This window comes from Sodalis sp. RH21 (genome assembly GCF_047324175.1).
Lineage (GTDB): Bacteria > Pseudomonadota > Gammaproteobacteria > Enterobacterales > Enterobacteriaceae > Acerihabitans.
Window position 1 is genome coordinate 3,922,214 of the sequence record NZ_CP178732.1, and the last position, 11,357, is coordinate 3,933,570.

12 protein-coding genes and 1 tRNA gene are annotated in these 11,357 nt (G+C 46.0%); 6 read left to right on the top strand and 7 right to left on the bottom strand.

What is annotated here, in order from left to right:
• Positions 1–2 precede the first annotated feature (2 nt).
• Genes pgsA through uvrY form a run of 3 tightly spaced genes read right to left on the bottom strand, consistent with a single transcriptional unit; the run spans position 3 to position 3,091 of the window.
• Entirely contained in the window at positions 3–551 is a 549-nt protein-coding gene (gene pgsA / locus ACL2XP_RS18095; RefSeq protein ID WP_413734385.1) for a CDP-diacylglycerol--glycerol-3-phosphate 3-phosphatidyltransferase, read from the bottom strand.
• Positions 552–609: 58 nt separating this feature from the next.
• Positions 610–2,442, bottom strand: a complete 1,833-nt coding sequence (gene uvrC, locus ACL2XP_RS18100; RefSeq protein WP_413734387.1) for an excinuclease ABC subunit UvrC — start codon at positions 2,440–2,442, stop codon at positions 610–612.
• Positions 2,435–3,091 carry a UvrY/SirA/GacA family response regulator transcription factor gene (gene uvrY, locus ACL2XP_RS18105; RefSeq protein WP_413734389.1) on the bottom strand — a complete coding sequence of 219 codons (657 nt, stop codon included), beginning with the start codon at positions 3,089–3,091 and terminating at the stop codon, positions 2,435–2,437. Before uvrY ends, uvrC begins: the two co-directional genes overlap by 8 nt.
• A 656-nt stretch (positions 3,092–3,747) precedes the next feature.
• Here uvrY and ACL2XP_RS18110 point away from each other — a divergent pair.
• Complete coding sequence (locus ACL2XP_RS18110; RefSeq protein ID WP_413734391.1) at positions 3,748–3,972, top strand: DUF2594 family protein; 225 nt, start codon at positions 3,748–3,750, stop codon at positions 3,970–3,972.
• Positions 3,973–4,102: 130 nt separating this feature from the next.
• A complete protein-coding gene (locus tag ACL2XP_RS18115) occupies positions 4,103–4,441 on the top strand; it encodes a GlpM family protein (protein ID WP_413739212.1) in 339 nt (112 codons plus the stop codon).
• A gap of 546 nt (positions 4,442–4,987) precedes the next feature.
• Here ACL2XP_RS18115 and ACL2XP_RS18120 read toward each other — a convergent pair.
• Together ACL2XP_RS18120 and ACL2XP_RS18125 are read right to left on the bottom strand one after the other, a co-directional pair.
• Entirely contained in the window at positions 4,988–6,019 is a 1,032-nt protein-coding gene (locus tag ACL2XP_RS18120; protein WP_413734393.1) for a helix-turn-helix domain-containing protein, read from the bottom strand.
• A gap of 680 nt (positions 6,020–6,699) precedes the next feature.
• A complete protein-coding gene (locus ACL2XP_RS18125; RefSeq protein WP_413734395.1) occupies positions 6,700–7,071 on the bottom strand; it encodes a hypothetical protein in 372 nt (123 codons plus the stop codon).
• A 1,413-nt stretch (positions 7,072–8,484) separates the two neighbouring features.
• On the opposite strand from ACL2XP_RS18125, the gene ACL2XP_RS18130 reads away from it, so the two are divergent.
• From ACL2XP_RS18130 to ACL2XP_RS18145, 4 genes are read left to right on the top strand one after another with little or no spacing between them, the layout of a single operon-like run.
• Positions 8,485–9,156 (top strand): hypothetical protein, encoded by a 672-nt coding sequence (locus tag ACL2XP_RS18130; protein WP_413734397.1) that lies wholly within the window; start codon positions 8,485–8,487, stop codon positions 9,154–9,156.
• A gap of 54 nt (positions 9,157–9,210) precedes the next feature.
• Complete coding sequence (locus ACL2XP_RS18135; protein WP_413734398.1) at positions 9,211–9,561, top strand: hypothetical protein; 351 nt, start codon at positions 9,211–9,213, stop codon at positions 9,559–9,561.
• A complete protein-coding gene (locus ACL2XP_RS18140; RefSeq protein WP_413734400.1) occupies positions 9,543–9,878 on the top strand; it encodes a phage tail protein in 336 nt (111 codons plus the stop codon). Before ACL2XP_RS18135 ends, ACL2XP_RS18140 begins: the two co-directional genes overlap by 19 nt.
• A gap of 46 nt (positions 9,879–9,924) precedes the next feature.
• Entirely contained in the window at positions 9,925–10,143 is a 219-nt protein-coding gene (locus ACL2XP_RS18145; protein WP_413734402.1) for an ogr/Delta-like zinc finger family protein, read from the top strand.
• Positions 10,144–10,327: 184 nt separating this feature from the next.
• On the opposite strand, the gene ACL2XP_RS18150 is transcribed toward ACL2XP_RS18145, so the two are convergent.
• Both ACL2XP_RS18150 and ACL2XP_RS18155 read right to left on the bottom strand, forming a co-directional pair.
• Positions 10,328–10,403: transfer RNA gene (locus tag ACL2XP_RS18150), tRNA-Lys, on the bottom strand.
• Positions 10,404–10,579: 176 nt separating this feature from the next.
• Complete coding sequence (locus ACL2XP_RS18155; protein WP_413734404.1) at positions 10,580–11,293, bottom strand: helix-turn-helix domain-containing protein; 714 nt, start codon at positions 11,291–11,293, stop codon at positions 10,580–10,582.
• Between the last annotated feature and the right edge of the window lie 64 nt (positions 11,294–11,357).

Below are 11,357 nucleotides of genomic sequence, written 5' to 3' on the forward strand. Positions count from 1 at the left end.
GATCACCGTTCGAACAAATCGTGGCGAGCGGCGTTCAAATACTGGAACATTGACCAGAAAGTCAGCACGGCGGCAATATACAGCGCAGCGATGCCGATACCTGAAACAATCTGATCGGGCCGCCATAACAGCGCCACCAGCGCCAGCATCTGAGCGGTGGTTTTAACCTTACCAATCCAGGACACGGCGACGCTGCTGCGTTTGCCGATCTCAGCCATCCATTCACGCAGGGCCGAGATAATGATTTCACGGGCAATCATCGTGGCGGCGGGCAAGGTTATCCACCAGGAATGGAAGTGTTCGGCCACCAGCACCAGCGCGATGGCAACCATGACCTTATCCGCCACGGGATCAAGGAAAGCGCCAAATCGCGTGGTTTGCTTCCAGCGCCGGGCGAGAAAGCCATCAAACCAATCGGTCACCGCCGCGAGGATGAAGATTAAAGCACATGCCAGCGGCGCCCAATAGAAAGGCAGATAAAAAGCCAGGACGAAAAACGGTATCATTACGACACGCAACAACGTAAGCCAAGTCGGTATATTCAATTGCATAACGCTACGTTAACTATCTGGCCAGAGTGGAAATAACGAGTATGTTGCTACATTGCCGTTAGTGTTTCAACGCATTAAAGATCTTTTCTGCCAATGCTTTTGAAATACCCGGCACCTGTGCAATCTCCTCAAGACTTGCGTTCCGTAAAGGCTGCAAACCGCCCATGTATTTTAACAGGGTTTGACGACGTTTAGGGCCTACCCCTTCAATTAATTCCAATGCGCTGGTATTTTTTACCTTTGCACGCTTATTTCGATGCCCCGTGATGGCATGATTATGGGAATCGTCGCGAATATGCTGGATTACGTGCAGTGCGGGAGAATCCGGCGGCAAGGATATCCCCTCCCCATGTGCTTTGAAAAACAGCGTTTCCAAACCGGCCTTGCGATCGGTGCCTTTGGCCACGCCCAGCAATATGACCCGCGACTTGTCCCACTCCACATCCAACTGCGAAAAAACGTCAATTGCCATTCCCAACTGGCCTTTTCCGCCGTCAATGATCACCACGTCGGGAATCTTGGCCTCCTCCAGCGCTTTACCATAACGACGCTGCAGCACCTGGGTCATGGCCGCATAATCATCACCCGGCGTAATACCAGCGATATTAAATCGGCGATACTCGGCCCGTACCGGCCCGTTGGCGTCAAACACCACGCAAGAAGCTATGGTTTGCTCGCCCATGGTATGGCTGATATCAAAACACTCCATGCGATTAATCGCCGGCAGGCCCAGCAATTCGGCGAGCGCGGCGAGGCGCTGGCGAATCGTGGATTGCTGCGATAATTTGGTGATTAATGCCGTCGCGGCGTTGGTTCTGGCCAATTTCAGGTAGCGCGCGCGGTCGCCGCGTGGATGCGCCTGTATCTGCACCTTCCGGCCCGCCAGTTCGCTTAGGGATTCCGATAACAACTCTTTTTCCGGCAAGGAAAAATCGAGCAATATTTCCCCCGGCAACGTCCGCATCTGGCTGCCTTGCAAATAGAACTGGCCGACAAACGTCTGCACCACTTCCGCCAGCTCCGTTCCCAGCGGCACTTTAGGAAAATAACTGCGGCTGCCCAATACTTTGCCCTGCCTGATGAACAACACATGCACACAGGCCATGCCGGCATCGTACGCTACGCCGATAACATCAAGATCTTCATGATCGCCCGACACGAATTGTTTTTCGGTGACCCGCCGCACCGCCTGTATCTGATCGCGCGCGCGCGCCGCATCTTCAAAGTTCAGCGCCCGGCTGGCTAATTCCATGCGCTCGACCAGTTGGTTAAGCACCTGCTGATCTTTACCAGATAAAAACAAACGGACGTAATCAACCTGGTGCTGGTAGGCTTCGTCACTGACCAGCCCCTTGACGCAGGGCCCCAGGCAGCGCCCTATTTGATATTGCAGGCAAGGACGGGAGCGATTGCGATAAACGCTATCTTCGCATTGGCGAATCGGAAACAGTTTTTGCAGCAACGCCAGGGTTTCCCGGACCGCATACCCATTAGGAAAGGGACCGAAATATTCGCCTTTAGCATGTTTGGCGCCGCGATGCATGCCAAGACGGGGATGCGTATCGCTGCTGAGGAAAATGAGCGGATAGGATTTATCATCCCTTAGCAGGACATTGTAACGCGGCTGGAACAACTTGATATAGTTGTGTTCCAGCAGCAGCGCCTCGGTCTCGGTATGGGTGATGGTTACATCGATCTGAGCGATGTTTTTTACCAGCGCTTCGGTTTTACGACTGGAAACCTGTAGGCGAAAGTAACTCGCCAGACGCTTTTTCAGGTCTTTTGCTTTGCCGACGTAGATAACCGTTTCCGATGCGTCGTACATGCGATACACGCCGGGCTGGCTGGTTACGGTTTTCAGGAATTCCGTTGGATTGAAACGATCAGTCACTGCTTAATAAAGTCTCCGCATTGAACAACCCATGACGAATGGCTAAGTGAGTTAACTCAACGTCGCCGCTGATGTTAAGTTTACTAAACATCCGGTAACGGTAACTGTTGACCGTTTTGGGACTCAGATTGAGTTGTTCAGAAATTTCATTCACCTTTTGCCCTTTGGTAATCATCAGCATAATTTGCAGTTCGCGCTGAGACAAACATTCAAAGGGTGTCTCGTTTTGGGGCTCAAGCTGGCTCAAGGCCATTTGCTGCGCGATATCTGAGGCGATGTAGCGTTTGCCCGCGTTGACAGAGCGGATAGCGCAGATCACCTCTTGCGGCGCAGCCGCTTTGCTCAGGTACCCCGAGGCCCCGGCCTGCATTACTTTAGCAGGTAATGGATTCTCAGTGTAAATGGTTAGCATGATAACTTTGATGTCAGGGGAAAACCGTATGATTTTGCGGGTAGCCTCAAGACCGCCAATGCCCGGCATATTCATATCCATCAGCACCACGTTGACACAATTGCTACGGCACCATTTTACCGCATCTTCGCCACACTGCGCCTCTCCAACGACTTTAAAACCTTTGATATCTTCTAGAATGCGCCGTATCCCTGCACGCACCAATTCGTGGTCATCAACAAGAAAAACGCTTATCAAAGAGAAAATCTCCAAAAAGAGGGAGTGATGTAATGTGAATCAAATATTTATGACTTAATATTACGGCTTTTTTAAGTAAATAAAAAATATAGATGCCCACTGATACTATACAAATTCAGCGGCTCTGGCTGAGATACTCATTTTAGACAGATAGCCTAACCTATCGCAAGAGAATTTCGTCACATTCGTTTGACTCGTTGCTCTTCGTTTGCGCTGACCGCAAAGTCGGGAGCGGCGCCCATGAACCAAGCTGGATTCCGTTTAAAAAGCAGCCGACTCACCGCCGAGCAAAAGACTTAAAAAACAAATAGTTAATCTACTAATTGAATTATAAATCGCATTATCATTAATCATTTTTTATAAAAAAATATTCAACAACAAATATTAATTACTTATTACTTCCAATTTTACGCCTTAAGCATGCAAATGTATATTCCCATTCATGTTTTCATTGCCGCCCTAACGCGTCGCGTCGCGAATTATCGAATTATACTGCAAGGTCACACATCGATGCTTTTACCGCTTCGCTTAAAGCAGGCTTGGTTTCGTTAAATATCCGAAACAAAATCTGTTATAATCCATCACGAAAACAAGCCGCCGCGGCCATATCGCAACGGCCGGTCGGCTAAAACAACATTGAACAACGAGGAGACCCAATGGGTAAGGTTGAATTTTCCACCGACAATAGCGCAGAAGTTCTGGCACAGGAACTCAACTGCATGAAGGCCATGGTGACGCTGATTTTAAAAGCCATGGGCCAGGCCGATGCCGGCAAGGTCATAATCAAGATGGAAAAATACATCACGGAACTGGATGATACCTCGCAGGCCGACGTTTTCAGCAACACCATCAAGCAGATCAAATTTGCCTATAAGCAATAAAATCGCGGGCGCATACCGTGGCGTGATGCCGTGCCCGGCATCACGCCACGGTATGGCCAAAGGATAAATGAACACCCGCTTTAACCATGGTACACTCCCCTCTCTTATTTCCCGACTCGTTAACCATTTGATGAACCTGCTACTGAAAGCGTTATTGGGTGCCGCCGTTGTGCTTTTGATCGGTTTGCTGTCGAAAACGCGTAACTATTATCTTGTCGGCCTGCTCCCGCTCTTCCCAACTTTTGCCCTGATCGCACATTATATCGTCGGCAGTGAACGAGGCGTGGAAGCGCTTCGTACGACCATCCTATTTGGCATATGGGCGGCCATTCCGTACCTGGTATATCTGGTGTCGCTTTATTTTTTTATTGGCCCACTACGCCTATCTTATGCTTTACTGAGTTCGGTAATTTGCTGGTCTGTTGCAGCCTGGCTATTGGTCTTGTTTTGGCGGCGCTGGTATGGTTAAAACCGGCGATTCATCTCACCAGTAATCGCTTTTTCATATTGTTTTTACAGTTAAAATCATACTTAATGCATTTAAAAACACGCTATAATAAAAAAAACGGCAGGAGTCCATTATATGAGTAAAGTGTTTTTTTTAGTGTTTATTGCACTCGCAGGATCGCTGCTTAGCGGTTGTGTTGAACCGCAGCGTTCATCAGCCCCCGTACCGCAAGGAAGCCCGCAGGATGTCGGTGCTTGCACCTGTAGTAGTTTGATAACCTGCTCATGCGGTTCAGCAGCCAAACCATAACGACAAACGCGCCTGTATTCTAACATATTGAAACATGGTTAAAAAATAAAAGGGAGCCATACCCATGGCTCCCTTTTATGCGCTTGAACCCCCCTTTGCTGATGTCCATTGCACTGGCTTGTTATTATAAGCCTTAGCATCTTTGAATTATTGTCAGATCGCCGACATCTCTCGCTGGGACGCGATATGTAATGAATATGTCATCGAAATTTTACATCGCGTTAAAATAGAGAATGAACCCTCTTCTCTAACGCAAAATCATAATGATCTCAGCCATACGACTTGCGACTCATTCATATTTTCCAGGGCCCATAGCTCATGGTGTTCTTTACGGGCCTGATTAGGGGTGATGCCATAAGCGGATACAAACAGCCGGTTAAACGTGGCCGGTTCGAATTGCCAATAATAAGCGATTTCAGCGACTTTCCATTGCTGGTAAAGCGGTTTAAGCAGCATTCTGGTCGCAGCGATGACGCGTTTTTTACGAATATGGGCAATGATTCCGCCAAAAGGTTCAAACAGGCGGTAAAGCGATGAGCGCGACAGGCCGAATTTCTGGCAAATCAAATCAGCGCCCAAGGCCGGCACCCGCAGGTTTTCCTGAATAAAATCACATATCCGCGTAATAATATGCAGTTTGGTATCCATCATGATGGGTTGTATCGGCGCGTGGGAAGATCGTATCGCCGAAATAACAAAATCAATGATGGGCCGCGCCACTTTGTTAACGTCACTATCGCTAAAATTGGCGCTGTGACTCATTAAAGAAGCCATGTTGGATGCGATCATCCGGCTCAGGAAATCCTTTTGGTAGATGATTTTGCCATGCAATTGGCAACTGTTATCCACCTCTGACAACAATGCGCGGGGAATGGCCATGTAGAGCACATCAATATAGCGGACTTGCCGGCTTTCAATGAACTTCATCTTTATTGGTTGCAGGACATCGAGAATGATGATGTCGCCGGGAGAGAGCGTTATGTCTAAATGCCCCGCTTTGCCCTCAATGCCCCCCTCGACCACTACCATCAGGATAAAATGATCGTTTAAGTTTTCATATTTATGCGGAAAATTGATCATGCTCTGTGCGGTGGATTGCAGGCGGCCGCAGATAAAAACATCAAAATGATGGGCCTCGACGGTCCACCGAAGTTGTTCCGCTTGGGAATGTGAAAAAGTAGATTCAAGCAAAGCCGCGTTAACGCCTGAGCGCCAACGATCGACTTTAGAGGTAATACCTTCGGCAGCAAGTGATTTATCATTAATAATACGACTGTTATGATTAGCCATATGATAACTTATTTGTCAGAGAAGAGATCTTGTACCCTATTTATAGCCATGGCACAACCATACTTTTATATATAATATATAAGAAATTCTTTATAATAAATTTATATTTAAAAAAGAATTTTTATATCAAAATGGTGTGGTAACAAATCGAGTATAAGATTCCGTTCGTCGGGATGCAAGACATCTTTTCCGGGAATGAAGTAAATTACATGGCATAAGCATTAGATAGCTGTATTGCCATAACTATAATAAATTCTTATGGCTGCATTTTTTTGCCGTGCGGTTTTTTATCCGGCATATTGGCGCGGGAAAGCAACAAAATTGGCCTGAAAAGAGGACATCAGGCCCGATTGGTAGCCAGTTGGATAGCAGTGAGCATTCCGGGACAGCCATTTGCGCTTTGCTTGCATTTTGACATTATTTAGCCCGCGGCGTCCGTCGCTATTGTTGCATGTTTCACCATTTATTGCGCTAAAGGTTATCAACAAAAACAGACTGTGAAGAATCCTGCAATTGATGTTTAGTAACGGTAAAAATTGATTTACATCTATATTCAGTGCCAGCCAGACCCAGCATTATCGCGTCGCCCTGCACCGAGCGGCGAAGGCTGGTTCTCTATGGTTAAGGAATAACAATGTCCAAATAACCAAGTGAGAATTCAAATAAAAACAGCGCTCACTTTAGACTGTGGCCCCGGAAGCATTAAAGGCATACATCACCACGCCAAGGCAATTGATGCCTTTTTCCGCGCCGTTCCCAGCATCAGCCTGTGGTAATACCTGATAAATAGCTTCCAACCGATGGAATTGGTGGTGGGGAAACAGGCTCAATCTTTGCAGGGTAAGCCCCTCAGCCGCCTGGACGACTATAATATTGCCGTCAACCGGCGATACCGACCCGTCCACCACCAGCATGTCATCCCGCTTGATCCCGGCTCTGACACAGCCTCGATTGGCCCGCATCAGGTAAACAGTCGCCAGGGGAGTAAGGCTGGCCATAACGATGCTGACATGATCATCAACGACATCATGCGAAGAAAAATGAGGAGTCATGAAATAAATATCCCAGAATGGTTTTAAAGAGTCATCGCATTAATATAAATAATCAAAAATGAAACCCGCCATTAGACGGTATGGCAATAAATATATCACCAGTCATTTTTAATGATTTCGTTTAAATGTCGAGCAGCACAAAATTTAAGTATTTTTTGTAGTCATATTGCTATTGACCTACCGTTTTTTAATGCACTATCATTCCAATTATAATATTAACATCAAATATTGCCTCTTAATTATTAACTAATCAACTTGCATAATAGCACATCGTATTGTGACTAAATTTTGAATTAATTCATTTTGCTTATTCAAAGAGCAGTTGTTGTGGTATCTACTAACAATATAGCACCGAAATGAGTATCCATCATATTTTATTCCATTTTCGCGCCCGCCATACATCATGCGCTCATCCCTGGTTTTGGCTGTATGCCAACACTCCTTGTTGCGTTGTTCCGGCGACGCAAAACCGATGGCGCTATGCCGGTGCTGTTATACCATCGACTAAAGCGCTCCACCCGGTGCCGGGCTTCTTCCAGATCGACGAAGCCGGCTGACGGCTATAACGGGACGTATTTTAAGGTCTTTTAGCTCGACCAAAGGCCGGTGATTTTATTGGCTCCGGGCACCGGTTTCCCCTCCACTCTGGCCTGATTACGCTAATTACGCAGGGTTGCGTCAGAAATCGCTTCCGGTTGGGTCAAGGAGGAGACCCTCATATTGTAAGGCGGTAGTAATTTTGCCGATGCGGCGGTTTTACGTTCCAGTGAATAACATTTCATATCAGGCTCCATCACCCCCATACAGATTCTCGAAACGGGGAACTATCCTGACAGAGGTGGCGAAACACAAGGTGGCGCCGACCTCCCGCAGGCTGGTCAAACCGGGAGGTTATGCCATGGTCTTTAGTGACTGGCGACGACTCCCTACCCTCACGGACGTTTTACCGGCCGGGGGGTTATCTGGCGCGGCGTGGTGCCATGGGATAAAACTGCCTCCAGCCGTGCGCCGCATACCGGCTATTTTCGCCATCAATATGAATATGTGGTGTGGGGCAACGTCGGGACCCTGCCCAAATGCCGGCATGAGGCCCCTGGCCGTGACTGATGCAAAAGCGGGTAGCCCCCCGAAAAAACCGCATATGACAGGAAAGCCGATAGAACTGATGGAGCAGTTGGTTAAACCGGTAAGTCCGGGCGGTATTATACTCGACCCGCTTATGGCGGCGCTTCAACCGGAGTGGCAGCGTTGCGCCAAGGTTATCAGTTTATCGGGATAGAAATGAGTCAGGAATATTTTGATATCGCCGGTCTAAGGCTGGAAAAAGATTTAAAGCCTTCAATGGGTTGACTCGCCATATAATTTTATGAAATATTTTGATAGCTGATAACAAGAATACGAGGGGATCAAAGCATGGATATGAGAATATGGACGGCCATATTAACCTTAATTGGGCAAATCATTGCTTTCTTGATTTATAGGCATAGCACCGTTAAAGACAAAGATCAGATTGATATTGAATTGATTAAGGAATTTAAGGTTCAAAACCCTTCCATTTATTTAGTTGAAAATCTATTTTTTAAAAGATATAAATGCATTCACATTACCTTCGATGACATTAAAGCGCTACTACTACACCCGATGCCTCGTCAAGCGATACGGCGTTATGTTGCGGTTAATAAAAGAATCAATGTTTTTCATTTAAAAATCATCAACAATACTCTTCATGGAACATACACCACGCCATTCTCAACGACAAAAAAAAAAATTAAAAAAATAATAATTAATATTATATTAGCCTCTCTATTTTACAGTGCCTCCGTGTATTTACTTATCAAATTGGCACAAGAGGCCGCCTTTATTCACAGTTTATTCATTAACGGAAAAATTTTAGAATACATGCCTATGATAACAGGGATGCTATTCATTTCTTGTATGTTTCTATTGATCACTTTCCTATGCGTACTAGATGCAATAAGTATTTTTCTTTCTGAAAATAACAGAAATAAAATACTTTTCGACTTCAATAGCAGCACCGCATTCACTAATGAAAATAAGTTTTTGGAAAAATGGATAAGCGACTGATATTTAAAACATTGCTTGAAAATCCAGTTCGGGAAAAATGTATATTCTTTGAAAATGTCGTTTAATTTGGCATTTGAAATTTATATCCTGACTCATTTGTATTGCGCCATCATTGCGCAAACCTTGGTGGCATGCCATGGGAAAGATAATCCTGCATCATCACTCAAATCGGATAATCTGGAAGTCGCCACCGCCCTTGCCTCCATTTGCCCGCAGCTGTATGCGTTTGGGTATATCAGCGCCTGGGCCCTGGGGCTGTTTGTGTTCACTCTGGGCACCGTCCCTGATCAAAACCTGAACCGGTCGGTAGAATACCGCTGGCCGACCAATAGCCGCCGGCGGCGCAGTTTCTCGGCCCGGGCAATGACCACGCCACCCTTTCCGGCGTGCTGTTGCCCGGGCTGACCGGTGGTCGGCTAGCGCTCCTGGCCCCGGAAACTATGGCGGCCAAGGGCAAAGCTTGGCCGCTGATCGAGGGCGCCGCAGGATATACGGCATATATGTGGTCACCGGCTATAACGAAACCCGCACTCTGTTTTTTTGCCGACGGCGCGACACGACGTACTGAATTTACGCTAAACCTGATGCGCATGGATGAAAGCCTGACGGCGTTACTCGGCGGTCTACTGGAACAGGCTAATATCCTTGTTAGCCGCGCCGGGGTAGTCGCCGATAAAATTAAAACCGCCGTGTGTGGGATAGAGCCGCGACGATTCATGTGAATAATTGTTTTATTTTAATCAGCTCAACCCGGTAAGAGATCCCATTATGATGAAATGTCCCCTTTGCGGCCTGTCGGCCCATACCCGCTCAAGCCGTCAGCTATCAATCGAGACCAAGGAAAGATATAGCCAGTGTACTAATATACATTGCGGCCATACGTTTATCACAATGGAGACGTTTATTCGCTCAATCATGACGCCAGGAAAAATAGAAAATGCCCTGCCACATAGGCCAAATAATCAGCAACGGGCATTACATTTATAATAAATAATTATGTTTGAAAGGAAATATTGAATACATTACACGCGGCAGCATGGATGATTTAAAAATCAAGCTGAGCAAACAGCAACCATTATTTTTTGACGAAAAAATGCTGTCGCCATCGGACATTATTAGAGGTTTGCATAACAGGAAAAGGCAATAAGAAATACGGCGTTGAGGGGGTTGTTGGTGGGTCGTGCAGGGTTCGAACCTGCGACCAATTGATTAAGAGTCAACTGCTCTACCAACTGAGCTAACGACCCAACGCCGTGCATTATTCTCTAGTCAGCCCTTCCTGTCAAACCCTTCATGCGGTTTTATAACAAAAAATATTACCTGCCGGGCTGGGGGTTTTCTATTTGTTCGAATTATAACCACCCTTAACGGCTCATTAACAAGGATGATTACATAATAGGCAGTTTGCCGGGCTATCAAAGGCTTAGGTTCTTTTAGCCGCAGCGCGAAATAGCGAGGGGCAGATCTGAAAACGCCGGCGGAATAAGGCGGTAAAATGCGCATGGTTGCAAAAACCACACGCCAGGGCAATATCAGCGACCCGCATAGGGGTGGTCAGCAGTAGCTCTCCCCCCCTTTTCAGGCGTTTTTCCATCAACCATTGCTTAACGGGCATGCCATATTTTTGAAAAAAAATCACATTCAATTTATGCGTAGAAATGCCTAGTTCCTGTGCATACCGGGAAACTGCCCATTGGTTTATATAATTTTGTTCAAAAAATTCCAAAAGCGTATTGTTGATATTCACGCCAATGAATTGGCATAAAAGACTGGCAAAATAATTTTTATCGACACCCAGGCAGTAAAGGTATAAGAAGCAAATAGGTAAGCTTTTTTCCATCGTCATTAATTTTTCGGTGCTCTCAATAACGCAGTTGTCTATTGGTAGTGATTTATATATATCTTTTTTAAAAGGTTCCGCACAAGACAGAGCGGCTGCCTGTGAAATAAGATCCTGATGTAAAGGTAATAGATTAATGGGGTAACATGTTATAAAAACGAAGTCATCCTGATTTTTTTTAATCAGAATCGCATTTTCATCTGCCACAACGATATGATTTTCCGGGATAATATGAAGTTTTCCATCCAGGCTTAACGAACCACTTTTTTTAAATAAAATAAACTGTAATATATTCATTAATATTTCCAGGACTCACTTTTTTCATGTAAATAATAGATTTCTATATTTACCTGATTTTTCT